21 protein-coding genes are annotated in these 23,352 nt (G+C 67.0%); 15 read left to right on the top strand and 6 right to left on the bottom strand.

Annotated elements, in window-relative coordinates; all coding sequences use genetic code 11:
- Window positions 1-111: 111 nt before the first annotated feature.
- Window positions 112-1,485: a 30S ribosomal protein S12 methylthiotransferase RimO gene (rimO, locus tag ACCQ04_RS13200; protein WP_226427167.1), complete on the top strand. Its 1,374-nt coding sequence runs from the start codon at window positions 112-114 to the stop codon at window positions 1,483-1,485.
- A gap of 125 nt (window positions 1,486-1,610) precedes the next feature.
- On the opposite strand, the gene greB is transcribed toward rimO, so the two are convergent.
- Window positions 1,611-2,117, bottom strand: a complete 507-nt coding sequence (gene greB / locus ACCQ04_RS13195) for a transcription elongation factor GreB (protein ID WP_226427166.1) — start codon at window positions 2,115-2,117, stop codon at window positions 1,611-1,613.
- Between the two features lie 106 nt (window positions 2,118-2,223).
- Between greB and ACCQ04_RS13190 the strand changes: the two genes are divergently transcribed.
- Window positions 2,224-3,690, top strand: coding sequence for a rhomboid family intramembrane serine protease (locus tag ACCQ04_RS13190; protein ID WP_226427165.1), 1,467 nt, complete (start codon window positions 2,224-2,226; stop codon window positions 3,688-3,690).
- 411 nt (window positions 3,691-4,101) lie between these two features.
- Here ACCQ04_RS13190 and ACCQ04_RS13185 read toward each other — a convergent pair whose 3' ends face one another.
- Entirely contained in the window at window positions 4,102-5,376 is a 1,275-nt protein-coding gene (locus ACCQ04_RS13185) for a hypothetical protein (protein ID WP_226427164.1), read from the bottom strand.
- 356 nt (window positions 5,377-5,732) lie between these two features.
- On the opposite strand from ACCQ04_RS13185, the gene nudK reads away from it, so the two are divergent.
- On the top strand, window positions 5,733-6,353 hold the full coding sequence (gene nudK, locus ACCQ04_RS13180; protein ID WP_167709163.1) for a GDP-mannose pyrophosphatase NudK: 621 nt from the start codon (window positions 5,733-5,735) through the stop codon (window positions 6,351-6,353).
- A gap of 51 nt (window positions 6,354-6,404) precedes the next feature.
- Here the strand turns inward: nudK and ACCQ04_RS13175 are convergent, their stop codons facing one another.
- The gene (locus ACCQ04_RS13175; RefSeq protein WP_226427163.1) at window positions 6,405-7,910 is read right to left on the bottom strand and encodes a helicase HerA-like domain-containing protein; all 1,506 of its coding nucleotides are present in this window, start codon (window positions 7,908-7,910) and stop codon (window positions 6,405-6,407) included.
- 285 nt (window positions 7,911-8,195) lie between these two features.
- Between ACCQ04_RS13175 and ACCQ04_RS13170 the strand changes: the two genes are divergently transcribed.
- Window positions 8,196-9,779 (top strand): transglycosylase SLT domain-containing protein, encoded by a 1,584-nt coding sequence (locus tag ACCQ04_RS13170; RefSeq protein ID WP_226427162.1) that lies wholly within the window; start codon window positions 8,196-8,198, stop codon window positions 9,777-9,779.
- Between the two features lie 642 nt (window positions 9,780-10,421).
- On the opposite strand, the gene asd is transcribed toward ACCQ04_RS13170, so the two are convergent.
- Together asd and ACCQ04_RS13160 are read right to left on the bottom strand one after the other, a co-directional pair.
- Window positions 10,422-11,270, bottom strand: coding sequence for an archaetidylserine decarboxylase (gene asd, locus ACCQ04_RS13165; protein WP_102581415.1), 849 nt, complete (start codon window positions 11,268-11,270; stop codon window positions 10,422-10,424).
- Complete coding sequence (locus tag ACCQ04_RS13160) at window positions 11,267-11,917, bottom strand: SCO family protein (RefSeq protein ID WP_054592520.1); 651 nt, start codon at window positions 11,915-11,917, stop codon at window positions 11,267-11,269. The genes asd and ACCQ04_RS13160 overlap by 4 nt, the downstream gene beginning before the upstream one ends.
- An 80-nt stretch (window positions 11,918-11,997) precedes the next feature.
- Between ACCQ04_RS13160 and prmB the strand changes: the two genes are divergently transcribed.
- From prmB to ACCQ04_RS13115, 9 genes are all read left to right on the top strand, one after another.
- Window positions 11,998-12,924: a 50S ribosomal protein L3 N(5)-glutamine methyltransferase gene (gene prmB, locus ACCQ04_RS13155; protein WP_226427161.1), complete on the top strand. Its 927-nt coding sequence runs from the start codon at window positions 11,998-12,000 to the stop codon at window positions 12,922-12,924.
- Window positions 12,914-13,402, top strand: a complete 489-nt coding sequence (locus ACCQ04_RS13150) for a hypothetical protein (protein WP_226427160.1) — start codon at window positions 12,914-12,916, stop codon at window positions 13,400-13,402. Before prmB ends, ACCQ04_RS13150 begins: the two co-directional genes overlap by 11 nt.
- Window positions 13,392-14,495 (top strand): chorismate synthase, encoded by a 1,104-nt coding sequence (aroC, locus tag ACCQ04_RS13145; protein WP_226427159.1) that lies wholly within the window; start codon window positions 13,392-13,394, stop codon window positions 14,493-14,495. The genes ACCQ04_RS13150 and aroC overlap by 11 nt, the downstream gene beginning before the upstream one ends.
- On the top strand, window positions 14,488-15,564 hold the full coding sequence (locus ACCQ04_RS13140) for a 2-hydroxyacid dehydrogenase (RefSeq protein ID WP_226427158.1): 1,077 nt from the start codon (window positions 14,488-14,490) through the stop codon (window positions 15,562-15,564). Before aroC ends, ACCQ04_RS13140 begins: the two co-directional genes overlap by 8 nt.
- Window positions 15,565-15,651: 87 nt before the next feature.
- Window positions 15,652-16,677 (top strand): aspartate-semialdehyde dehydrogenase, encoded by a 1,026-nt coding sequence (locus ACCQ04_RS13135; protein WP_039510062.1) that lies wholly within the window; start codon window positions 15,652-15,654, stop codon window positions 16,675-16,677.
- 220 nt (window positions 16,678-16,897) lie between these two features.
- On the top strand, window positions 16,898-18,871 hold the full coding sequence (locus tag ACCQ04_RS13130; RefSeq protein ID WP_372358539.1) for a motility hub landmark protein FimV: 1,974 nt from the start codon (window positions 16,898-16,900) through the stop codon (window positions 18,869-18,871).
- Window positions 18,868-19,254, top strand: coding sequence for a VOC family protein (locus tag ACCQ04_RS13125; RefSeq protein ID WP_065031771.1), 387 nt, complete (start codon window positions 18,868-18,870; stop codon window positions 19,252-19,254). Before ACCQ04_RS13130 ends, ACCQ04_RS13125 begins: the two co-directional genes overlap by 4 nt.
- A gap of 38 nt (window positions 19,255-19,292) precedes the next feature.
- On the top strand, window positions 19,293-20,066 hold the full coding sequence (truA, locus tag ACCQ04_RS13120) for a tRNA pseudouridine(38-40) synthase TruA (RefSeq protein ID WP_016903694.1): 774 nt from the start codon (window positions 19,293-19,295) through the stop codon (window positions 20,064-20,066).
- Entirely contained in the window at window positions 20,063-20,731 is a 669-nt protein-coding gene (locus tag ACCQ04_RS13115) for a phosphoribosylanthranilate isomerase (protein WP_016903693.1), read from the top strand. The genes truA and ACCQ04_RS13115 overlap by 4 nt, the downstream gene beginning before the upstream one ends.
- Window positions 20,732-20,878: 147 nt before the next feature.
- Here the strand turns inward: ACCQ04_RS13115 and ACCQ04_RS13110 are convergent, their stop codons facing one another.
- Window positions 20,879-21,799, bottom strand: coding sequence for a LysR family transcriptional regulator (locus tag ACCQ04_RS13110; RefSeq protein WP_102253853.1), 921 nt, complete (start codon window positions 21,797-21,799; stop codon window positions 20,879-20,881).
- 106 nt (window positions 21,800-21,905) lie between these two features.
- On the opposite strand from ACCQ04_RS13110, the gene trpB reads away from it, so the two are divergent.
- Both trpB and ACCQ04_RS13100 read left to right on the top strand, forming a co-directional pair.
- Window positions 21,906-23,123, top strand: coding sequence for a tryptophan synthase subunit beta (gene trpB, locus ACCQ04_RS13105; RefSeq protein WP_016903691.1), 1,218 nt, complete (start codon window positions 21,906-21,908; stop codon window positions 23,121-23,123).
- Complete coding sequence (locus ACCQ04_RS13100) at window positions 23,123-23,332, top strand: hypothetical protein (protein WP_016903690.1); 210 nt, start codon at window positions 23,123-23,125, stop codon at window positions 23,330-23,332. Before trpB ends, ACCQ04_RS13100 begins: the two co-directional genes overlap by 1 nt.
- Window positions 23,333-23,352: the final 20 nt, after the last annotated feature.

Here is a 23,352-nt window from a genome sequence, read left to right as displayed (position 1 = left end):
CTCGCTAAGATGACCTTGCCTGCCTGCAGCGCGGTTCAGAGCGCTGCCCGCGCGCCGCTATAATTGCTCCACTCAGGCCCCAGGCCGCTCCGTTCCCAGGCTCCTGCTTCCATGTCCCAGCTGAACCCTAAAGTCGGCTTCGTCAGCCTTGGCTGCCCGAAGGCGCTCGTCGACTCCGAACGCATCCTCACCCAGTTGCGCGTGGAGGGCTACGACATCGTGCCCAGTTACGACGCTGCCGACGTGGTGGTGGTCAACACCTGCGGCTTCATCGACTCGGCGGTGACCGAGTCGCTGGATGCGATCGGCGAGGCGATGAACGCCAACGGCAAGGTGATCGTCACCGGCTGCCTGGGCAAGCGCCCGGAACAGATCCGCGAGGCCTACCCGCAGGTGCTGGCGGTGTCCGGCCCGCAGGACTACCAGAGCGTGATGGAGGCGGTGCACGCCGCATTGCCGCCGCGTCACGACCCGTTCGTGGATCTGGTGCCCGACTACGGCATCAAGCTGACCCCGCGCCATTACGCGTACCTGAAGATCTCCGAAGGCTGCAACCACCGTTGCAGTTTCTGCATCATTCCCTCGATGCGCGGCGATCTGGCCTCGCGTCCGGTCGATGAGGTGCTGCGCGAAGCCGAACGCCTGGTGCGTGGCGGGGTCAAGGAATTGCTGGTGGTCTCGCAGGACACCTCGGCCTACGGCGTGGACCTGAAATATGCCGAGCGCCCGTGGCGCGATCGCATGTACCAGACCCGCATGAAGGCGCTGTGCGAAGGCCTGTCGGAGCTGGGCGTGTGGACGCGGCTGCACTACGTGTATCCGTACCCGCACGTGGACGATGTGATTCCGCTGATGGCCGAAGGCAAGCTGCTGCCGTACCTGGACATCCCGTTCCAGCACGCCAGCCCGCGCATTCTCAAGCTGATGAAGCGGCCCGGTGCGGTGGAAAAAACCCTCGAGCGCGTGCAGCGCTGGAAGGCGATGTGCCCGGAGATCACGGTGCGCTCCACCTTCATCGTCGGCTTCCCCGGCGAGACCGATGCCGAATTCGAATCCATGCTCGACTTCCTGGATCAGGCCCAGCTCGATCGCGTCGGCGCGTTTGCGTATTCGCCGGTGGAAGGTGCCAGCGCCAACGCGTTGCCGGACCCGGTGCCGGAAGAAGTGAAGCAGGAGCGTCTGGCGCGCTTCATGGCCAGGCAGGCGGAGATTTCCGCCGCGCGGCTGGAGGCCAAGATCGGCAGCGTGCAGCAATGCCTGGTCGACCTGATCGAGGACGATATCGCGGTGGCGCGCTCACGCGCGGACGCACCGGAAATCGACGGCCTGGTGCATATCCAGAATGGCGGCGAGCGCGGCTTGAAGGTCGGCGACCTGGTCGATGTGGAAATCACCGACAGCGACGAGCACGATCTGTTCGGCGATGCATTGCCGGCCAATGTCACAATCCAGCAGGGACGTCCGTTGAATCTGCAGATGGTGTAACTGGACGCTGGTTCTTGCACACCTGTCCGTAGGGGCGCACTTGTGCGCGATGAGGCCTTATCGATAACGCCCCATCGCGCACAAGCGCGCTCCTACATGCAGGTCAGCAGAGTGCGATCACTCGCCTACTGGCTGGCGTATTTCACCGACACCACCACGAAGGTGTGCTTGCCCGACGGCAACTGCGCTTCGAACTCGTCGTCCACGCGTTTTTTCAGCAGCGCGCGTGCCAAGGGCGAGTCGATGCTGATCCAGCCACGTCCGGCGTCGGTTTCGTCCGGGCCGACGATGCGGTAGTGCAGCAGCTCGCCGCTGTCGGCGTCCTCCAGTTCGACCTGTGCCCCGAAGAACACCGCGCGCGGATCGGTCGGTGCGGTATCCACCACACGTAGCGCTTCCAGCCGTTTGCTCAGATAACGCACGCGGCGGTCGATCTCGCCCAGCTGCTTCTTGCGATAGGTGTACTCGGCGTTTTCCGAGCGGTCGCCTTCGGCCGCTGCGGCGGCCAGCGCACGCACCACCTCCGGCCGACGCACGCGCCAGAGCTCTTCCAGCTCGGCCTTGAGCCGGGCATAGCCGTCGGGCGTGATCAGTGCGGTGCTTTTTTCGGCGGGCGGGCGCCAGCGGCTCATGGGCGGTGTATCGGGCAGCGGGGCCGCGATGCTAGCGCGCATGGCCGGCTTGCGCATCTGCCGTCGCACGGCGAAGCTTTGCGTTTTCTGGGACACGGACGTTGTCATGTTGCTGATGCCGCTGCACAAACCCTGGTCGCGCCAGAACATTCCCTGCGTGACGCTGCTGCTGGTGTTGGTCAATGTGGTGGTGTACCTGGGCTATCAGCGCAAGGACGACGCGCTGGTCGAAAACGCGGTGCGCTACTACGTCGAGTCCGGCCTCGGTGCAGTGGAGGCGCAAGCCCACGAGCGCTATCTGCAGCAGACCGACGACACCAGGTTGCGCGCTGCGCGCCAGGCCAGGCTGGGCAGCGTGCCTGCGCGGCAACGCCTTGCGTATCTGGCGCAGCTGACGATGCACGACCTGGCCTTTACAGAGGCATTGCGCAGCGGCGCGTTGTTCAAGGATGAGCAGCGTCTGCGCGAATGGCGCACATTGCGCGTGCCCTACGATGCGCGCCTGTCCAAGGTGTTCACGTTGCGGCATCTGCAGCGTAGCTCCGAGTGGTCACCTGCGAGGATGCTGACGGCCACCTTCCTGCATGGCAGCTTCGATCATTTGCTGGGCAACATGCTGTTTCTGCTGGCGCTGGGCACCTTGCTGGAAGGTGCGATCGGCAGCGGCTGGTTCCTGCTGCTGTATCTGCTCGGCGGGTTCGGTGCCAGCGCGGCCAGCCTGTGGTGGCGCTGGGGCGCGCCGGGCGGCGGCCTGGGCGCCTCCGGTGCGATCGCTGCCTTGATGGGCGCGTTCTGCGTGGTCTGGGGCAGGCGCAAGGTGCGCTTCTTCTACTGGTTCTTTGTGGTATTCGATTACGTCCGCGGGCCGGCGATCCTGCTGCTGCCGCTGTGGCTGGGCTGGGAGCTGTACAGCCTGCTATGGAGCGACAACGGTAGCGTCGCCTTCGAGGCACACGCCGGTGGGCTGGTCAGTGGCGCCGTGCTCGGTGTCGTACTGGTGCTGTTGCGGCGCACGCGCCCGGCCTTCATGCAGGAGAGCGAGGCAGTGCTGGTGGACGATCGCTGGGAGCGCGCGCAGCGGCACCTGGGACGCATGGAGAACGTGGAAGCCGAGCGACTGTTGGCGGAGCTGGCCAGCGAACAACCGCATAACCTGGACGTGGCGCTGGCGCGCTACCGCACCGCGCGCAATGCCGGCCGCAACCAGGACAGCCTGCAGCACGCGCAGACGCTGTTGCAACTGCACACCCACCACGTCGAGCAGACGCGCATCCAGCTGACAGTCGCTGCCGAACTGAGCAAGGCCGGGATCGGGTACGCGTCATCGGCACGCATGGCACTGATCGGCGCATGCCTGCGCACGGGATTGTTGGCCGATGCCGAACGTCTGTTGAAGGAAGGCGAGTCGGGGATGCCGCGCGCCGAGCTGGCGCACCACTGGTTCGTGCTGGCGCTGCGGCACGGCGAGCTGCAGGACGGCGCGCAGCGTGCGCGCTTGCTGCGTCAGCTGCTGGAGCAGTTTCCCGAGCAGGCACAGGCCAGCAAGGCGCGCTTTTTGCTCGAGAACGGATGAGTGGTTTCTGCTTGATCCGTGTTGCCAAAGCAAGCGGTGAGGGCACCGCGCGCTCGACTCACCGAGCTTTTGACTGGCATTTGACTGGACTTGAAAGACACTGCTACGCGAGTTCCGGGTTGCTGTTGTTTCTTCTGCCGCGAGCAGAATTGTCTAGCGCGGATGGATCAATTGCAGAGCAGTCGATCTTCGACCTTGCTGCAGGGTCCTTGCCCGCCCACCATCGCAGGACACGCCGCAAGTACGTCCATGTAGGCTCTTACGCGGCATCCATGCCGCGTAAGGTCCTGCGACGGTGGGCGGGCAAGGACCAGTCGGGATGGTCGGTGTGCAGGGCTGCGAGCAGTGCACGTCGCACGACGGACCGATGGTGGAGCATCTGATCTGCGCCTTAGAAAGTTAGTTGGCTGCTCAAGCTGGTTGAATCGCCACCGCTTTCAGCGCGGCTTCCAGCTTCGCGCGTAGTGCATCGTCGTCGCATTGAGCCAGTGCGTTTTGCAGCACTGCGCGCGCCTGCTCATCGCGGCCGAACCGTTCGCCCAACAGTAGGCCGGCATCCAGCGACCAGGCCGGCATCATCCGATCGCGCGGCCATGCGGCGATTGCCGCAAGCAAGCCGTCGGTCGCCAGCTGGAATTGCCCGGCCATCTTGGCGCGCTCGGCTAGCAAGGTGGCGTGCTCTGGCGTCAGCGGGGTAAACGTGGAGTCGCCGTCCAGCGCTTCGCGCTGCAATGCGAGAGCGCGACGCTCCTGTTTTTCCTGCAGCAGGCGGTTGATGTACTGGCGGGTGTGCTCGCGCAGTTCGTCGTTGCGATGGTGTTGACGCAGCAGGCGTTGATACAGCTCGTGCACCGCTAGGCTCACCGCACGCGAACGCACCGCCCCGCGCAGGGCCTGGAACGCCTCGTCGGAATGTCCGTCGCGCAGGTACTGGTCGGCTTCGTCGAGCAGGCGTTGATCGGGGTCTTCGCGCTCGAACGCGGCATCGCCGCTGGGCACGTAGCCGAGGTCTTCGTGGTACTGGTAGACCAGATACCCCATCAGGTGGAAGCTGGCGAACAGGCTCCAGATCGAGGCGATCACCATCGTCGCCTCGCGCACGATCGGCGGCAGATACTTCACCGCAATGAAGATCGCCGCAGTGGCGCTGCCCTGGATCACGTACAGCAAACCGTATGCAGCCAGGTACGGCCAGCCGATGCGCACTGCCATGTCGATCGACACGGCCGGATTGAGGGCGCGGCGTAGGCTGCCATCGATGGCCAGCGCAATCATCATGCCCGGCAGCAGCAGCTGGACTGCCAGATAGGCGATGGTCAGGCCAGGCTTGCCCGCCAGCACGCCAGCGGCACCAATGACGATGCCCAGCGCAAGCGCCAGCAGGATCAGCCGCAGCACCGCGCTGTCGAAGCTGTTGTAGCCCAGCCGGGGCGCGTCGGCTTGCCCGTCGGCGGTATGGCGCAGGATGTCGAAGGCATAGGTGTAGGTCGCCATGCCCAGCACGCCGGCGACCACCAGTTTCAGAATGCCGGGCAGCACCAGCAGCGCGCTGCACAGCGTCAGCGCGATCAATGCGTACAGCGCCGAGCCGCGCAGCGGATAGGTGGCAATGGCGGGAATGCGGGTCCAGAACGGTGCCGGCGCGGCCTGCGCGGCAACCTTGCGTGCGCGAAAACGGTCTTCCATGACGCTCCCCAGGCGTGTGATGTGACCGGATTGTGCGGTGGTGCGTGCCGTCACGCAATTGGGGGAGGGACGCCGACTAACCTGGATCGCCGGCGACCGGGGACATGTCGCGGGCATGGTCCGGATACTGCTGGCCAGGCCGTGCATCAGTGCCGGCATTGCATCGAAGCTCGCTGTGTCCGATAGCATCGGACGCGCAGCGACAGACCACCGATGCGTTGCGTGCGTGATCTGTCCGACGCACCGGAGGAGGCGATAGGTAAAATAATGGCCCGCCGCAATCTTGCGGCCCATACGAGTGACCGGGCGCGCCGCGCCCCTGGCATTGCCGTCGCTCGCATCACAGGGAGTGTCGCTTGAATCCTTCTGCCACCGGCAACCCGCAGGTCCGCATTCGCAGCATCGATGTGCTCTCGGACAATTGGTATGTGCTGCGCAAGGTCACGTTCGATTTCCAGCGCAAGGACGGCCGCTGGCAGACCCTGTCACGTGAAGCCTACGATCGTGGCAATGGCGCCACCATCCTGCTGTATAGCCGCGCCAAACAGACGGTGATGCTCACCCGCCAGTTCCGACTGCCCACGCTGCTCAACGGCAATCCCGACGGCATGTTGATCGAAGCCTGCGCCGGCCTGCTCGACCAGGACGATGCGCTGACCTGCATCCGCAAGGAAACCGAAGAAGAAACCGGCTACCGCATCGACAACGTGCGCAAGGTGTTCGAGGCCTTCATGAGCCCGGGTTCGGTGACCGAGCGTCTGTATTTCTTCGTTGGCGAATACTTCGACGGCGACAAGGTCAGCGAGGGCGGTGGGCTTGAAGAAGACGGCGAAGAGATCGAAGTGCTGGAACTGTCATTGGATGCAGCGCTGGCGATGATCGGCTCGGGCGAAATCGCCGATGCCAAGACCATCATGCTGTTGCAGTACGCCAAGTTGCATGGTGTGTTGGAGTCCGTCCACGCCAACACGCGGTAGCCCTTCAGGGGCGACGGTGTCATCGAGACGTGTCAGCGGCGGTCAAGCTGATCAACGCTTCCCACCAAAAATGCTGCCGAAGATGCCGCGCACGATCTGCTGGCCGATCTTGCTGCCGATGGTGCGCGAGGTCTGCTTTGCCATCGTTTCCAGCATGCCCTGACGGCGGCCGGTGCCGAACACGGCATCCTTGACGGCTTTTCCGAAACCGCTGTCCTGCGTTTCCTCGTCCTCGCGGGTGCGTGCCGGCGGTGCGGCGTTGTGTTCGGCGGCCCGTTCGACCCGGCGCGCCAGCAGCTCGGCAGCCGATTCGCGGTTGATCGCGGTGTCGTAGCGGGTGCCGACCGGGCTGGCCGCGCGCACCTGCGCGCGTTCGGTCTCGCTGATGGCGCCCATGCGGCAGCGCGGCGGGGCGATGAGCGTTTGCTGCACCGGTGCCGGCATGCCCTTGCCTTGCAGCGGCGACACCAGCGCCTCGCCGGTGCCCAGGCTGGAGATCGCCGTGGCCACATCGAGCTTGGGATTGGCCACGAAGGTCTGCGCCGCAGTCTTGACCGCCTTCTGGTCGCGCGGGGTGAACGCACGCAGGGCATGCTGCACGCGGTTGCCGAGCTGGCCGAGGATGTTGTCCGGAATGTCGTCGGGAAACTGCGAGCAGAAATACACGCCCACGCCCTTGGAGCGGATCAGCCGGACCACCTGCTCGATCCGCTGCACCAGCGCAGCCGGCGCATCGTCGAACAGCAGATGCGCTTCGTCGAACACGAACACCAGCTTGGGGTGTTCCAGGTCGCCCACCTCGGGCAGACGCTCGAACAGTTCCGACAGCAGCCACAGCAGGAAGGTGGAATACAGCTTCGGCTTGAGCACCAGTTGATTGGCCGCCAGGATGCCGATCACACCGCGGCCGTCCGCAGACACGCGCATCAGGTCGGCCAGCTCCAGCGCCGGCTCGCCGAAGAAGTGCTCGCCACCGTCCTGCGCCAGCCGCAGCAGGGCGCGCTGGATCGCGGCCACCGACTGGCTGGAGACCAGCCCGTAACTGGTGGACAGTTCCTTGCGTTCTTCCACCACCAATCCGAGCAGCGCGCGCAGGTCGTCCAGGTCCAGCAACAGCAGGCCGCGGTCGTCGGCCAGCTTGAACACGATGTCGAGCACGCCGCACTGGGTGTCGTTGAGTTCCAGAATGCGCGCCAGCAGGGTGGGGCCCATCTCGCTGACGGTGGTGCGCACCGGGTGGCCGAGCTGGCCGTACAGATCCCAGAACACCACCGGGCTGGCGGCCGGCGCGTAATCGGCGGTGCCGATCTCCGTGGCGCGCTGCAGCACGCCGGCGGCGCCGTCGCCTGCCACCGCCAGTCCGGCGACATCGCCTTTCACGTCGGCCAGGAACACCGGGACACCCATGCGCGAGAAGCCTTCGGCCAGGGTCATCAAGGTCACGGTCTTGCCGGTGCCGGTGGCGCCGGCCACCAGTCCGTGGCGATTGCCGAAGCGCCCTTCCAGCACGACCGGGATGTCGTCGGTGACGCCTTTGCCGAGCAGGAACGAGGCCATAGCGCAGATCCGGTGGGAAACGCCGGATTCTAGCGGGCAATTCGGCCGGACAAACCGGGCGGGCGCTTGACCCCGGATTTCGACCGCGCTGTCCGGCTGCCGGCGGCCGACAGGCGGTGCAATGACGCAGCCGGTGTGCCAGCCGCTTGCCGCCGTTTGCCCAGGCATTCCAGGCCCGCTGCGCCACTGCCAAGCTAACGGCCCACTGACCCTGCCGGCCCCGCCGCCTTGCCCCGGTGTCGCCCCGGCGGCTACCCTGCCTGCCTTTCCGCTGTACTGCCTACGATGCCGCTCGCTCATTTTGGTTTGCGCCCATGGCCGGTTCTGGTCGTGGTGGCGCTGATGTCTGTCGTCCCCGCTGCCCACGCCATTTCCAAACGCGACACGGAGAAGGCCGCCGTGCTTGATGCCCGCATGGCCGCCGCCGAAAAGCGTTACCGCGATGCGCTGGTGCTGGTGAACAACTCCGACCCCAAGGGCACCGCCGAAGGCGATGCCGCGCTGGAGGACATGGAAGATGTCATCGACGCCTGCATCAAGCAGCGCGGCTGCCTGGTCGCCAATCAGCTGGCCGCCTACAAGCGCCTGCTGAAGGCGCGCGCCGATGCCGAAGCGCCGGCTGCCGAAGATCCGCAGGACGACGACACCCTGCTGCAGGCCGACCCGGACCACCTCGGCCCGGCGGCGAACGGCGTGCCCGAGGCGGCGCGTGCCGCCACGCTGCTCAACGACCAGCGCCACGATTTCGACAAGATGGTGCAGTACAACCCTGCCGTGCAGGCCGGCATCCGCCGCTGGCTGACCGACATGCGCCCGGCGCTGCTGACCAGCTACGAGAACTACAGCAACCTGCGCGGGGTGATGTGGCCGGAATGGCAGAAGCGCGGCCTGCCCGAGGCACTGCTGTTCGGCATCATGGCCAAGGAATCCAACGGCAAGGTGCACGCCAGTTCGCGTGCCGGTGCGGCCGGGCTGATGCAGTTCATGCCCGCCACCGGGCGCCGTTTCGGGCTGGGCCCGGATGGCACCGGCTTCGACACGCGCTTCGATGCACGCAGCGCCGCCGAAGCCAGCGCTGCCTACCTCAACGAGCGCATGGCCGGGCTCAACCGCAACATCGAACTGGCGCTGGCCGCCTACAACGGTGGCGAAGGTCGTGCCGCGCGCGTGTTCTCGCAGAGCGGCGGGCGCGGGTTCTGGGAGCAGGATGTCTACAACCAGTTCCCGGCCGAAACCAAGGACTATGTGCCGATGGTGATAGCTGCGGCGTGGATCTTCCTGCACCCGCGCCAGTACGGTGTGGACTTCGCCAAGCTCGACGCGCAGCCGGCCACGCTGAAGCTGGCCAAGTCGACCACCATCTACGAACTCACCATCTGCCTGGGCAGCATGGGCACGCGCGACGGTTACATGCGTGCGTTGCGCAACCTCAACCCGCGCTATGAATCCGATGGCTGGATCCCGGCCGGCACCGTCATCAACGCCACCAACCGCATCGCCAGCCTGTACACGCGCTACTGCGTGAACGGCCCGCGCGCGGACCTGGCACGCACGCTGATCACCGCCGATCTCAACAGCGCGATCGTGCGCAGCAGCAACGCCCCCGAGTACGTGCCCAGTGTGGCGGTGGGCGATGTCAGCCCGATGGCCGGCGTGCCGACCACCGTGGCCACCGGCCAGCCGGCGATCGCCAAGCCCAAGGCCAAGCAGGCGCGCAGCTACACCATCGCCAGGGGCGACACGCTCGGCCGCGTCGCGCAGAAGTATCAGTGCGAGATCAAGGAGCTGGCCAAGGCCAATGGCCTGAAGGCACCGTCGTATGCGCTCAAGCCAGGGCAGAGCATCAAGCTGGCCGGCTGCGATCGCTGAGCAGCGCTTGCCGTACCGCGTGGGTTAGAGCATCGGCCAGCTGCTTCGGCAAGCTGCGCTGGGCCGCGCTCCGTTGGAAGCGGTAGGCCGCCCCGTAGGAGCGGACCTGGCCGCGACGAAGCAGTCCGGGTAGCCCCAGCACAGGCAAGGCGGCTCCGAATCGGGGGCTGGGCGTGCCAAAGGCGCAAGCCCCCAGCCTCACTGCGCATGCCACGTCGCGGTCGGGCCCCCTCCTACGCCCGCATCGTCTTGTTGGGAGCCGGAGTGGGCATCGGTCTTGTAGCGAGCGAGCCTGGCGGCAATGACACCGTCGCGGCGGCGTTTTCGTCGCAGACCCATGCTCCTGCATCGGAGTAGGCCATCGAACTGATCAGCGGAGATCGTCGGCCAGCGCAGGCAGGCGCACCGCATCGGGGCACTGCGCCGGGCTGCGCCGTGGTAGGAGCGGACCTGGCCGCGACGAACCAGTCCGGGTAGTTCCAACGTAGGCGAGACGCTCTGCATCGAAAGCTGGGAGGGCGACATGCGCCTGCGCATTGAACGTCGTCGAGAAGGCCCTGTCGCGGTCAGGCCCGCTCCTACGAGGGCGTCGCTGTTGCATCACTTGCAACCGAAGCGGTCATCGCAGGCGCGCGGCGGTGATCAGCCCACCTGGCGACGGGCGAGCGCCTGTCCCAGGCGCACCGATGTCTCCGCGGCAAGTCCGCCATCGAGCTTTGCGACACCGGGCGGCAGCAGCACGATCACGGTCGAGCCGTAATTGAAGCGCGCCATCTCCGCAAACCGCTCCAGCACGATGCCCTTGCCGCGATAGTCCTTGCGCGTGATGCGGTCGCCGTAGCGCGGGATCTCCACGCCGCTCCACACCGTTTCCACGCCCGACACCAGCAGCGCACCCACCATCACCGAGACCATCGGGCCGAAGTCGGTGTCGAAGTGGCAGACCAGGCGCTCGTTGCGCGCGAACAGCCGAGGCACATTGCGCACCGCATCCGGGCCGACGCTGAACAGGCGGCCGGGTACGTGCACAGTCTCGCGCAGGGTGCCGGTCCACGGCATATGCACGCGGTGGTAGTCCTTGGGCGAGAGGTAGACGGTGGCGAACAGGCCGTCGTTGAACGGCTGCGCCGCTTCGGCGTCGCCGAGCAATTCGGCGGCAGTGAACGACTGCCCCTTGGCCTGGAAAATGCGGCCGTTCTCGATCGGGCCGAGCTGGCTGATGCGGCCGTCGGCGGGCATCAGTAGCGCCGCAGGATCGGCGTCGGGCACGCGTGCGCCCGGCTTCAAGGCGCGGGTGAAGAATGCATTGAAGGTGGGATAGGCGCGCGGGTCCGGTTCCAGTGCCTCGCCCAGGTCCACGCCGAACTTGCGCGTAACCGTGTCGATCAACCACTGCTTGGTGGACGGCGTATCGGAATAGGCCAGCGCACGCGCCAGCGAGGACAGCAACCGGTGCGGCAGCACGTAGGTCAGGGAAGTGACGAGACTCACGGAGCGGTTACCTTGGTCAGTTGCTGGAGGTCGGCGGCGATCGCCTTGGGGTCGAGCGGGGGACGGATCAGCCCGGCCAGACGGCCCTGCGGGTCGAGCACGGCGATGCCGGCCGAGTGATCCATGCTGTAGTCGTTGGGATTGTCCGCAAAGCCCTTGCCCGGCACTTTCTGGAACACGAAGCCCAGCGCGGTGGCAAAGCGCTGCAACGCCGGCACCTCGGCGGTGGCGGCCAGGGTGTCCTTGTGGAAGGCATGCGCGTATTCGCCCAGGCGCGCCGGCGGGTCGCGCTGCGGGTCTACCGACACGAACAGCACGCGCGGGCGCAGGCCATCGGGGATGCTTTCCCACTGCTGCTGCGCCACCGCCAGATCGGTCAGCGTGGTCGGGCAGACGTCCGGGCAGAAGGTGAAGCCCAGGAACACCAGCGTCCAATGTCCCTGCAGCTCACCGGGTACCAGCTGGGTGCCATCGGACTGGCGCAGGCTGAACTGCGGCAGCGTGCGTGGCTGCGGATAGAAGGTAATGGTGCGGGTGGGCGGCCAGGGCGAGCTGGGCGCGGCGCCAAGAAACTTCTGGCCCAGCAACAGCCCCAGGCCGGCGGCCAGCGCCACCAGCAGCACGATGCCGGTATTGCGATTGAACATGGCGGTTTCCAGTGCAACGGACGCTCATGATACCGATCCGACCTCTATAATCGTGGGCCGATTCCTCTTTAGTTGTTGCCATGACTGCCGCCGCGGCCGACGAACTGCACACCATCATCGACCTGATCCGCTACGGCACCAGCCGTTTCAATGCAGCCGGTCTGACCTTCGGCCATAGCTACGACAATGCGCTGGACGAGGCCACCCAGCTGGTCCTGCATAGCCTGCATCTGCCGCACGATCTGGGCCCGGCCTATGGCCAGGCGCGCCTGCTGCGCTCGGAAAAGGAGCAGGTGCTGGGCCTGTTCGAGCGCCGCATCAACGAGCGCGTGCCGGCGGCGTACCTGACCGGCGAGGCCTGGTTCGCCGGGCTGAGCTTCAAGAGCGATGCACGCGCGCTGGTGCCGCGTTCGCCGATCGCCGAGCTGATCGAGGCCGGCTTCGAACCCTGGCTGGGCGGCCGCGAAGTCACCCGCGCGCTGGACCTGTGCACCGGTTCGGGCTGCATCGCGATCGCCATGGGCCACTACAACCCGCAGTGGGACGTGGACGGCGTGGACATCAGCGACGACGCGCTGGCACTGGCCGCTGAAAACAAGGCGCGCCTGCATGCCGACAATGTCACCCTGCTCAAGTCGGACCTGTTCGCCGGGCTGGGTGGCCGCCAGTACGACCTGATCGTCACCAATCCGCCGTATGTCACCAACGACGAAACCGACGCGCTGCCGCAGGAGTATTCCTACGAGCCGGAGCTGGGTCTGCGTGCGGGCGACGACGGCCTGGATCTGGTGCTGAAGATCCTGCGCGATGCGTCGCAGCATCTCAGCGAAGATGGCCTGCTGATCTGCGAAGTGGGCGAGTCCGAGCAGCACCTGATCAAGCTGCTGCCGGAAGTGGATCTGGCCTGGGTCGAGTTCAAGGTGGGGCAGATGGGCATCTTCGCGGTCGAATGCCGCGAGCTAATCGCGCACGGCGCGCGCATCGCCGAGCTGGCTAGTGCGCGCTGAATCGTCCATCGCGCGGCCGCAGCTGAGCGATCTGCTGTTGCTGGTGCCGGTGTCCATCTTCGGCGTCGGCATTCCGCTCAGTTTGATCGACGTGGTGTACCGCCTGTTCGACCCGATGTACGGCGGTCCCTTGCCACAGCGCTTGTTTAGGGCGGGGGCGGAGATCGGCTTCGGCCTGATGGCGTTTTTCGGCCTGGTTTCGGCGTGGATCGTGGTGGTCAGTTCGGATGCGGCCTTGCGTGCGCATCGGTGCCGCACGCTCATTGTGGCACTCGGCCTGCTGGTCGGAACTGGCGTTGCGCTGCACCTGCTCGCCGATTGGCTGCTGAGTGGGCGCATTAAGCTGGATGTCTTTGCGCTGGTGTTCAGCGGCCTGTTGGCGGTGGCACCGATGCTGGTGGCGGCACGTCATCTGCCGCGCATCCTGCGCGCCACGCCACCTGCTGCAATGTTGAGAGGATGCCGTCATGGGCAGTAACAGTTTCGGCCGCCTGTTGACGGTCACCACCTTCGGCGAGTCGCACGGGCCGGCGATCGGCTGCGTGGTCGACGGTTGCCCGCCGGGCCTGGAGATCGCGCCGGAAGAATTCACCCACGATCTGCAGCGGCGTGCATCCGGCAAGAGCCGGCACACCTCGGCGCGCCGCGAAGCCGACGAGATCGAGATCCTGTCCGGCGTCTACGAAGGCCGGACCACCGGCACGCCGATCGGCCTGCTGATCCGCAACACCGATCAGCGTAGCAAGGACTACAGCAACATCGCCCAGCAGTTCCGTCCCGGGCACGCCGACTACACCTATTGGCAGAAGTACGGCATCCGCGATCCGCGCGGCGGAGGGCGTTCGTCCGCGCGCGAGACCACCATGCGCGTGGCCGCCGGGGTGATCGCCAAGAAGTGGCTCAGGCAGCGCTACGGCGTGCTGGTGCGCGGATTTCTATCGCAGCTGGGCGAGATCCGCCCGACCGGTTTCGACTGGAATGCGGTCGAGGACAACCCGTTTTTCTGGCCGCATGCCGAGCAGGTACCGGAGCTGGAGACTTACATGGACGCGCTGCGCAAGTCCGGCGATTCGGTCGGTGCGCGCGTGGACGTGGTGGCCGGTGGCGTGCCGGCGGGCTGGGGCGAGCCGATCTACGGCAAGCTCGATGCCCAACTGGCCGCCGCCTTGATGAGCATCAATGCGGTCAAGGGCGTGGAAATCGGCGACGGCTTCGCCAGCGCCGCGCAGAAGGGCACCGAACACCGCGACCTGATCACCCCGGAAGGCTTTCTCAGCAATCATGCCGGCGGCATCCTGGGCGGCATTTCCACCGGCCAGGCGATCACCGCCTCGATGGTGCTCAAGCCGACCTCCAGCCTGCGCCTGCCCGGCGCGACCGTAGACGCGGACGGCGCGGTGGTCGATGTGATCACCACCGGCCGCCACGATCCCTGCGTCGGCATCCGCGCCACCCCGATCGCCGAGGCGATGATGGCGCTGGTGTTGATGGACCAGGCCTTGCGTCATCGCGCCCAGTGCGGCGATGTCGGCGAGGTGGCGCCACGCATTCCCGGTCAGGCCGATGTCTGAGTCGCCCCGCGCCAAGGTGTGGGTCAGCCAGCCGCTGTTCGACGATGTCGTCGCGCAGTTGGGCGAGCATTTCGAGCTGACCACCACCGCGCGCGTCACCGCGTATTCGCCGGCCGAGCTGGCTGCGCGGCTGGCATCGCTGGACGGTGCGCTGATCACCCTCAACGAGCGTATCGGCGCGGCGGAAATCGCCTCTGCGCCGCAGCTGCGCGCGATCGCCAACGTCGGCGTGGGCTACAACAACCTGGATCTGGATGCGCTCAGCGCAGCCGGCATCCTGGCCAGCAACACCCCGGATGTACTGACCGAGACCACCGCCGATCTCGGCTTTGCCTTGCTGATGGCCACCGCACGCCGCATCACCGAAGCCGAGCGCTGGCTGCGCGACGGGCAGTGGGGGCAGTGGTCGTTCAAGACCATGCTCGGCGCCGATATTCACGGCAGCACGCTGGGCATCCTGGGCATGGGCCGGATCGGGCAGGGCATCGCCCGCCGCGGCGCGCATGGCTTCGGCATGCGCGTGCTGTACCACAACCGCAGCCAGCTGCCGGCCACCACCGAACAGGCGCTCGGCGCGCAGTACGTGGACCTCGACACGTTGCTGGCGCAGTCCGATCACCTGGTGCTGGTGCTGCCGTACACCAGGGACTCGCACCACATCATCGATGCCGCGGCGCTGGGCAAGATGCGCCCTACCGCCACGCTGGTGAACATCGCGCGCGGCGGCCTGGTCGATGAAATCGCGCTGGCCGATGCGCTCGCCAACGGGCGCCTGGCCGGTGCCGGCCTGGATGTCTACGAAGGCGAGCCGTCCGTCCGTCCCGAGCTGCTGGCCCTGCGCAACGTCGTGCTCACCCCGCATATCGGCAGCGCCAGCCTGGCCACGCGCCGCGCGATGGTGCAGTTGGCGGTGGACAACCTGATTGCCGCGCTGGGCAAAGGCGCCAATGCCGGCCATCCGCCGAGCGCGCTGAATGCCGATGCGGTGGCTGCTGCCAAACAGGGCGGCGCGCGCGCTGGCGGAGCGACCAGCACCGGCACCGGCAAAGCCATCACGACCAAACGATAGGGAACCTCCGCGGCCAGCTTTGGAGGTTCCCCGAACCCACTGCGCAAGCGCGTTCCCCCTCTTTTCTTATTCGATAAAGACAATCTCATGAGCAACGAAAACCGTCGTTTCAACGTCGCGGTCGTGGGCGCCACCGGCGCTGTCGGCGAGACCATGCTGAGCATCCTGGCCGAGCGCAACTTCCCGGTCGCCACCCTGTACGCGCTGGCCTCGGCGCGCTCGGCCGGCGGGCAGGTGGAGTTCAATGGCGGCAAGGTCGATGTGCTGGACCTGGCCGACTTCGATCCCACCGGCGTGGACATCGCGCTGTTCTCCGCAGGCGGCAGCGTGTCCAAGGAGTACGGCCCCAAGTTCGCCGCCGCCGGCGCGGTGGTGATCGATAATTCCTCCGCGTTCCGCTACGACGACGACGTGCCGCTGGTGGTGTCGGAGGTCAACCCCGAAGCGCTGAAGCAGCGCCCGCGCGGCATCGTCGCCAACCCCAATTGCTCGACCATGCAGATGCTGGTCGCGCTCGGCCCGATCCACCGCAAGTACGGCATCGAGCGCATCAATGTGGCGACCTACCAGTCGGTCTCCGGCGGCGGGCGTTCGGCGATGGAAGAGCTGGGCAAGCAGACCAGCGAGCTGCTGAGCTTCCAGCAGATCGACCCGCAGCGTTTCCCGGTGCAGATCGCCTTCAACCTGATTCCGCATATCGACGACTTCCAGGACAACGGCTACACCAAGGAAGAGATGAAGCTGGTCTGGGAGACGCGCAAGATCCTGGGCGACGACTCCATCCAGGTGAATCCCACCGCGGTGCGCGTGCCGGTGTTCTACGGTCACTCCGAAGCGGTGGCGATCGAAACCCGCGACAAGATCAGCGTCGAAGACGCGCGTGCGCTGCTGGCCGCATCGCCCGGCGTGGAAGTGGTGGACGAGCGCAAGCCTGGCGGCTACCCGACGCCGGTCACGCATGCCTCCGGCAAGGACGCGGTGTTCGTCGGCCGTATCCGTGAGGACCTGTCGCATCCGCGCGGCCTGAATCTGTGGATCGTCTCGGACAACATCCGCAAGGGCGCCGCGCTCAATGCCGTGCAGCTGGCCGAGCTGGTCGCACAGGAAGGCTGATCGCCGTAGTCCCGTAGGAGCGCGCTGGCGCGCGATGAAGCTCTCCCAGTGAAGCCTCATCGCGCGCAAGCGCGCTCCTACCAATGCGTTGCCGATGAGCTGCAGCATGGATGTCGCATCGCGGCATCGCGGCGGCATCTGCGCTCTGCGTCGGGTCGCCGACTTTTTCGCTCATGCAGCGGCTATATTGATGCCCATGAAACATAGGGGCGGGGGCGCGATGCGTCCGATACAAGGGATAGGTGCGCTGCTGCTGATGGCCTGCAGCGGCGCTGCCATGGCATTGGGCTTGGGCGATATCCGGGTGCTGTCCAGGCCCGGGCAGCCGTTGGTGGCCGAGATCCCGGTCATTTCCAACGAGCCGGGCGAACTCGACAACGCACGCGTGGCGCTGGCATCGGCCACCACGTTTGCACGGGTCGGCCTGGAGCGCCCGCAGGGCCTGGTCAGCAACCTGCAGTTCCAGTTCGCGCAGGACGCGCGCGGGCGTGCGGTGATCCGTGTGACCAGCAGCCAGGCAGTGGAGCAGCCGGCGATCAACTTCCTGATCGAGGTGGAGTGGGGCCAGGGCCGGCTGGTGCGCGAGTATTCCGCACTGGTCGATGCGCCCAACACCGCCGCGGCGATCGCCGAGCCAGGCATCGAGGCGCCGCGCGCCGGGGCCAGCAATGCCATCGCACGCGCGCCGGCCGCCGCGCCCGCAACCGCCGCCGAACGCGCCGGACAGGCCGCCGACGCGGCGGCGCCTGGCGCACGTTCCAGCACGCGCGCTGCCGCGCCGGTGCCGGCCGGCGATGCGTTGCCGGCGGTGCGCTCGGGCCAGACCTTGTCGGAGATCGCTGCCGCGGTGGCCCGTTCCAGCGGGTATTCGCTCGACCAGACCATGCTGGCGCTGCTGCGTACCAACCCGGACGCCTTCATCGGCGGCAACATCAATCGATTGAAGCAGGGCGCAGTGCTGCGCACCCCGCAGGAAGATGCGCTGGCGCAGGTCGGCGCCGCCGAAGCGGCGGTGATGGTGCGCGAGCAGGCCGCGCAGTGGCGGCAGGCGCGCTCGGCGATGCCGCAGCCTGCCGAGGCCGGCGCTGCGGCCGCAACGCCCGCGCCTGCCGCAGCGGCGGCATCGGCGGGTGCCGGCGCGCGGCTCGAGATCGCCCCTGCAGTGGCGAGTCAAACCAACACCGCCGGCGCCACGTCCGGCACCAGTGCCGAAGGCGAGGGCGACATGGCGGCCAACCAACAGTTGCAACAGGCCAGGGAAGACATCGCCACCCGCGATGCGGAATTACAGGATCTGCGCACCCGCGTGGCCGATCTGGAAAAGCTCAAGCAGCAACAACAGGCCTTGATCGCCATGAAGGACACCGACCTGGCGGCCGCGCAGAAGCGGCTGTCGGAGACGCCGGCTGCGGCACAGCAGGGCAGCGGGTTCCCGCTGTGGCTGATCGGTGGCCTGGTGTTGATCGTCGCGGCGGTCGTCGCCTGGCTGGCGGCGCGCCGGCGCAAACCCTCGCCGCTGCCGCCGTTGCCGCGGCGTCAGTTCGATTTCGTGCCGGTCGGTGCCGCGGCAGACTCCGCCGAACCGCAGGACGATACGCAGGCCACCGTGCCCAGCGAGCACGATGTGCTGCACGACCCCGAATTCGAACAAGCCGATCTGCGCGAAGAAGAACGCGCCCAGCAGACGCAGCAACCGCTGTCCGATGTGCTGCGCCGCGAGCCGCTGTTGTTGTCCGAGCCTGCCGCCGCGCCGCCGGTGGTCACCAGCGATGACTGGCGCTCGCTGCGCGCAACGCCGCCAGCCCCTCCGGTAGAGCAGCCGGCGTTCGTCGCGCCCGAGGACGCGGTGCCGGAGCCGCCGAGGTCCGCGCACGCGCAGCCGGAAGACGGCCCGCTGCCGTACGGTGACGTTGCGCATGCCAGCAGCGATTTGCCGCCGGGCATGCCGTCCGCGTCGGTCGCCACGCAGGACCGCCTGGATGTCGATCCGGCCCCCATCGCGCCGGCCGCTGCGCCCAGCGCGGTGAACAGCAGGGAGTTCGTCTCGGCAGGGCGCGATCGTCTGGAGCTGGCCGTGGCCTACATGGACCTTGGCGACACGGACACCGCACGCGGCCTGTTGCTGGAAGTCGCGGCAACCGGCGACGAGGCCAGCCGCGCCGAGGCCGCCGAACTGCTGGAACGCCTGGCATGAGCCCGGCGCTGGACAGCATGGCCGCCGCGCGCGAGCGCCGCATCGATTACGTGGAATTCGCCTCGCTCGATCTGGAGGCCAGCCGCGCCTTTTTCGAAGCCGTGTTCGGCTGGCAGTTTCAGGCCTATGGCCCGGATTATCTGGCCTTCAACGACGGTCGTCTGGACGGCGGTTTCTATCGCGCCACCGCGGTAGCGCCGGCAGACGCTGGCCCATTGGTCGTGCTGTATGCCGACGCGCTGGAGCCCATGGCCGAGCGCGTTCGCGCGGCCGGTGGCGAGATCGTCAAGCCGGTATTCGGCTTTCCCGGCGGCAGCCGCTTTCATTTTCGCGAGCCGGGCGGTAACACGCTGGCAGTGTGGTCCGAGCGCACGGTCGGCTAGTCCGCGCGCTCCATCGATTCGATAACAGGCAGGTTCCGATGCGTTACGCGCTGGGCGTGGAGTACGACGGCAGCGAGTTTCAGGGCTGGCAGCAGTTGGGGGAACATGGCGGGCCGAGCGTACAGGCCAGCCTGCAGGCGGCGCTGTCCTCGGTGGCCGATGCCCCGGTGCAGGTGGTGTGCGCAGGCCGCACCGATGCCGGCGTGCACGGCGAATGCCAGGTGGTGCATTTCGACAGCGATGCGCGCCGCGAGCCGCGTGGCTGGATGCTGGGCACCACCGCGCGCCTGCCGCCCTCGATCGCGGTGCGCTGGTGCGTGCCGGCGGCCGCCGACTTCCATGCGCGGTTTTCCGCACGCGCACGCCGCTACCGGTATCGCCTGCTGAATCGGCAGATACGCCCGGCGCTGTATCGCCAGACCTTGAGCTGGGAACGGCGCCCGCTGGACGCCGATGCCATGCACGCAGCCGCGCAGGCCTTGCTGGGCGAGAACGACTTCAGCGCATTTCGCAGCGTGCAGTGCCAGGCCCTGCATGCACGCCGCAACCTGCAGGCCATCAGCGTGCAACGCATCGGCGAGGTGGTGGAGGTGCAGGTCCAGGCCAATGCATTCCTTCATCACATGGTGCGGAATATTGTTGGCTCGCTGATCCTGATCGGAACCGGGGAACAACCGGGCGACTGGATCGCGACGTTGCTGGCCGGTCGCGACCGCACGGTGGCCGGGCCGACAGCGCCGCCACAAGGCCTGGTCTTCGTCGGGCCGCTGTATCCCGCAGAGTGGCATCTGCCCGCTGAGGTAACCCAATGAATCGATCGCTGTACCGCACCCGTATCAAGTTCTGTGGCATGACTCGCGCCGGTGATATCCGACTGGCCGGCGAGCTGGGTGTGGACGCGGTAGGTTTCATCTTTGCGCATGGCAGCCCGCGCCGCGTGGCGCCAGCCGAAGCGCGCGCGATGCGCCAGGCCACTGCGCCGATGGTCGATGTGGTGGCGCTGTTCCGCAACAATTCCAAGGAAGAAGTGCGCGAAGTGGTGCGCACCGTACGCCCGACCTTGCTGCAGTTCCATGGCGAGGAAGACGACGCGTTCTGCCGCAGCTTCAACCTGCCGTATCTGAAGGCGGTGCCGATGGGCAGCGGCGGGATGAACGGCGAGGACGCCAACGCGCGAACCTTGCAGCTCGCCTTCCCCAATACCGCCGGTTTCCTGTTCGACAGCCATGCGCCCGGTGCAGGCGGCGGTACCGGCAAGACCTTCGATTGGTCGCGCCTGCCGACCGGCCTGCATCGCCCGTTTCTGCTGGCCGGTGGCATCACCGCCGACAATGTGTTCGACGCGATCGTGGCAACGCTGCCGTGGGGCGTGGACGTGTCCAGCGGCGTGGAGCTGGCGCCCGGGATCAAGGACGGCCACATGATGCGCAAGTTCGTCGAAGAAGTGCGCCGGGCCGATTGTCACGAGATGGGGTGAGTTGGGAATCGGGATTCGAGAATCGGGATTGGGGATTGGGGAATCGGAGTAGGCAGTCTGCTTCGTTGTTTTAATTGCCCTAGATTTTTCGTGTCCTCCAATGATTGATTGCTTAGTCGTAGTCTCTCCGATCACTGAGCGTTCCAATCAGACGCTTGCGGCATCCGTGGTGCGCTGCTGATCTTCTGAAAGTGCGCTGCGCAACCAGCCGGCGAGCTGTTCGATACGCGGGTCCGGGTTGCGCCTTGCGGCGCACAGCACCCAGCGGCCGCGGGTTGGCGTGAAGCCCCAGGGCGCCAGCAGGCGTCCGGCGGCCAGGTCCGCGGCAACCAGCGGTTGCGGTGCGATCGCCACGCCCAGGCCGGCGGCGGCGGCTTCCAGCAGGTAGACCAGATGTTCGAATTCGGTGCCGAAGCGCAGCGCTTCGGCTGCCACGCCGTGGCTTTGCGCCCATTCCGGCCAGGCCTGCGGGCGCGAGCGGGTATGCAGCAAGGCGTGATCGAGCAGGGCGGCAGGCGCTCTGCCAGCGAGCTGCGTTGCCGATGCCAACTGCGGACTCAGCACCGGACCAATCCACTCCACCCCCAGCTCGTGCACCTGCCAGTCGCCTGGCCAGGGCGGGGTGTCCAGCAGCAGTGCCGCATCCAGGCCGTCCAGATCCGGGCCGGGCGCCTGCTCGTTGGCCGACAGGTGCAGGCGCACCTGCGGCAGATCCCGCTGCAGCCGGCCCAGCCGCGGGATGACCCAGCGCGCCAGCAGGCTGCCCGAGCAACCCAGCACCAGCGGCGCCTCGCTGCTGGGGCGCCGCAATGCCGCCCAGGTGTCACCGATCAGCGCAAAGCCCTCACCGGTCGCATCGCGCAGCCGGACGCCGGCAGGCGTCAGCACCAGGCCGCGACCCTGGCGGGTGAACAGCGCCGCGCCCAGGGCCTGTTCCAGCGAGCGCACGTGCCGGCTGATGGCGCCATGGGTCACGTGCAACTCCTGCGCGGCCCGGCTGACGCTCTGCAGACGCGCGGCGGATTCAAACGCGCGCAGCGCTGCCAGCGGGGGAAGCAGGGTGCTCATATGTGAGTCCAGGTCACAGGTTGCGGCAATCTTATCGATTTATCGCGCGCCGTGGCTGCGCTACAGTAATGCTTCTTGTATGACCGCATCGCTGCAGAGGATTCCCATGTCGGCCCAGCCCATCAGTGACTTTCACGCCTATCCGGACGCTGCCGGCCACTTCGGCAAGTTCGGCGGCCGGTTCGTCGCCGAGACCTTGATCGGCCCGTTGCAGGAACTGGCTGCCGCCTACGACCAGGCGCGCCAGGATCCGGCCTTCATTGCCGAGTACGACAAGGATCTCAAGCATTACGTCGGCCGGCCCAGCCCCATCTACCACGCCGAGCGCCTGAGCCGCGAGGTGGGCGGCGCGCAGATCCTGCTCAAGCGCGAGGACCTGAACCACACCGGCGCGCACAAGATCAACAACACCATCGGCCAGGCCCTGCTGGCCAGCCGCATGGGCAAGACCCGCATCATCGCCGAGACCGGCGCCGGCCAGCATGGCGTGGCCAGTGCCACGGTCGCCGCGCGGCTGGGCCTGGAGTGCGTGGTCTACATGGGTGCCACCGACATCGAGCGGCAGAAGATCAACGTCTACCGCATGAAGTTGCTGGGCGCCACGGTGATCCCGGTGACCTCCGGCTCGGCCACGCTCAAGGACGCGCTCAACGAGGCGATGCGCGACTGGGTCACCAACGTGCAGGACACCTTCTACATCATCGGCACCGTGGCCGGCCCGGATCCGTATCCGCGCATGGTGCGCGACTTCAATGCGATTGTCGGCCGCGAAGCGCGCGCGCAGATGCTGGAAGACTTCGGCCGTCTGCCGGATGCGATCAGCGCCTGCGTCGGCGGCGGCAGCAATGCGATCGGCCTGTTCCATGCCTTCCTCAACGACCCGGGCGTCAAGATCTATGGTGCCGAAGCGGCCGGCGACGGCATCGCCAGCGGCCGTCATGCGGCGTCGATCGCGGCCGGGCGCCCCGGCGTGCTGCATGGCAACCGTACCTATGTGATCTGCGACGACGATGGCCAGATCACCGAAACCCATTCGATCTCCGCCGGGCTGGATTACCCGGGCGTGGGTCCGGAGCATTCGTTCCTGTCCGACAGCGGCCGCGCGGTCTATCAGGGCATCACCGACGACGAAGCGATGGCCGCCTTCCATCTGCTGGCGCATACCGAAGGCATCCTGGCCGCGCTCGAATCCAGCCACGCGGTGGCGCAGTCGATCAAGCTCGCGCGCGAGATGCCCAAGGACGCGCTGATCCTGTGCAACCTGTCCGGCCGCGGCGACAAGGACGTGCACACCATCGCCGCGCGCGAAGGCGTGCAGGTCTGATGCCACTGCGGCGCGTCACGGTGACCGCGCTGGCCGACCAACCGGGCGAGCAGGAGCTGCTGTTCGCCTGGCTCGACCGCTGGGCGCCGCAGATCCGCAGCTGCTCGGAAAACAGCGGCTGCGGCTGCTGCCTGGATAGTTTCGACCTCGAGGTCGAGGCCCAGGCATTGACCGAACTGCCGCCTGCCATGTACCAGGACATCCATTGAAGCGGTCGCACCGCCTCTAA

It is taken from the genome of Xanthomonas sp. NCPPB 2866 (assembly GCF_041475745.2).
GTDB classification, from domain to species: Bacteria; Pseudomonadota; Gammaproteobacteria; order Xanthomonadales; family Xanthomonadaceae; genus Xanthomonas; species Xanthomonas arboricola.
Note: the sequence above shows the minus strand (reverse complement) of the source record. Positions and strands in the feature narration are given on the sequence as shown.

What these genes read in the sequence shown, in the direction of transcription:
- ACCQ04_RS13175 (WP_226427163.1), bottom strand. Translation starts at nt 7,910, where the DNA reads ATGGCCTCGTTCCTGCTCGGCAAAGGCGTCACCGACGACATCCCGGTC.
- ACCQ04_RS13125 (WP_065031771.1), top strand. Translation starts at nt 18,868, where the DNA reads ATGAGCCCGGCGCTGGACAGCATGGCCGCCGCGCGCGAGCGCCGCATC.
- truA (WP_016903694.1), top strand. Translation starts at nt 19,293, where the DNA reads ATGCGTTACGCGCTGGGCGTGGAGTACGACGGCAGCGAGTTTCAGGGC.
- ACCQ04_RS13100 (WP_016903690.1), top strand. Translation starts at nt 23,123, where the DNA reads ATGCCACTGCGGCGCGTCACGGTGACCGCGCTGGCCGACCAACCGGGC.
- ACCQ04_RS13190 (WP_226427165.1), top strand. Translation starts at nt 2,224, where the DNA reads ATGTTGCTGATGCCGCTGCACAAACCCTGGTCGCGCCAGAACATTCCC.
- aroC (WP_226427159.1), top strand. Translation starts at nt 13,392, where the DNA reads ATGGGCAGTAACAGTTTCGGCCGCCTGTTGACGGTCACCACCTTCGGC.
- ACCQ04_RS13130 (WP_372358539.1), top strand. Translation starts at nt 16,898, where the DNA reads ATGCGTCCGATACAAGGGATAGGTGCGCTGCTGCTGATGGCCTGCAGC.
- prmB (WP_226427161.1), top strand. Translation starts at nt 11,998, where the DNA reads ATGACTGCCGCCGCGGCCGACGAACTGCACACCATCATCGACCTGATC.
- trpB (WP_016903691.1), top strand. Translation starts at nt 21,906, where the DNA reads ATGTCGGCCCAGCCCATCAGTGACTTTCACGCCTATCCGGACGCTGCC.
- greB (WP_226427166.1), bottom strand. Translation starts at nt 2,117, where the DNA reads ATGAGCCGCTGGCGCCCGCCCGCCGAAAAAAGCACCGCACTGATCACG.
- rimO (WP_226427167.1), top strand. Translation starts at nt 112, where the DNA reads ATGTCCCAGCTGAACCCTAAAGTCGGCTTCGTCAGCCTTGGCTGCCCG.
- ACCQ04_RS13170 (WP_226427162.1), top strand. Translation starts at nt 8,196, where the DNA reads ATGCCGCTCGCTCATTTTGGTTTGCGCCCATGGCCGGTTCTGGTCGTG.
- ACCQ04_RS13140 (WP_226427158.1), top strand. Translation starts at nt 14,488, where the DNA reads ATGTCTGAGTCGCCCCGCGCCAAGGTGTGGGTCAGCCAGCCGCTGTTC.
- ACCQ04_RS13115 (WP_016903693.1), top strand. Translation starts at nt 20,063, where the DNA reads ATGAATCGATCGCTGTACCGCACCCGTATCAAGTTCTGTGGCATGACT.
- ACCQ04_RS13135 (WP_039510062.1), top strand. Translation starts at nt 15,652, where the DNA reads ATGAGCAACGAAAACCGTCGTTTCAACGTCGCGGTCGTGGGCGCCACC.
- ACCQ04_RS13110 (WP_102253853.1), bottom strand. Translation starts at nt 21,799, where the DNA reads ATGAGCACCCTGCTTCCCCCGCTGGCAGCGCTGCGCGCGTTTGAATCC.
- ACCQ04_RS13185 (WP_226427164.1), bottom strand. Translation starts at nt 5,376, where the DNA reads ATGGAAGACCGTTTTCGCGCACGCAAGGTTGCCGCGCAGGCCGCGCCG.
- ACCQ04_RS13160 (WP_054592520.1), bottom strand. Translation starts at nt 11,917, where the DNA reads ATGTTCAATCGCAATACCGGCATCGTGCTGCTGGTGGCGCTGGCCGCC.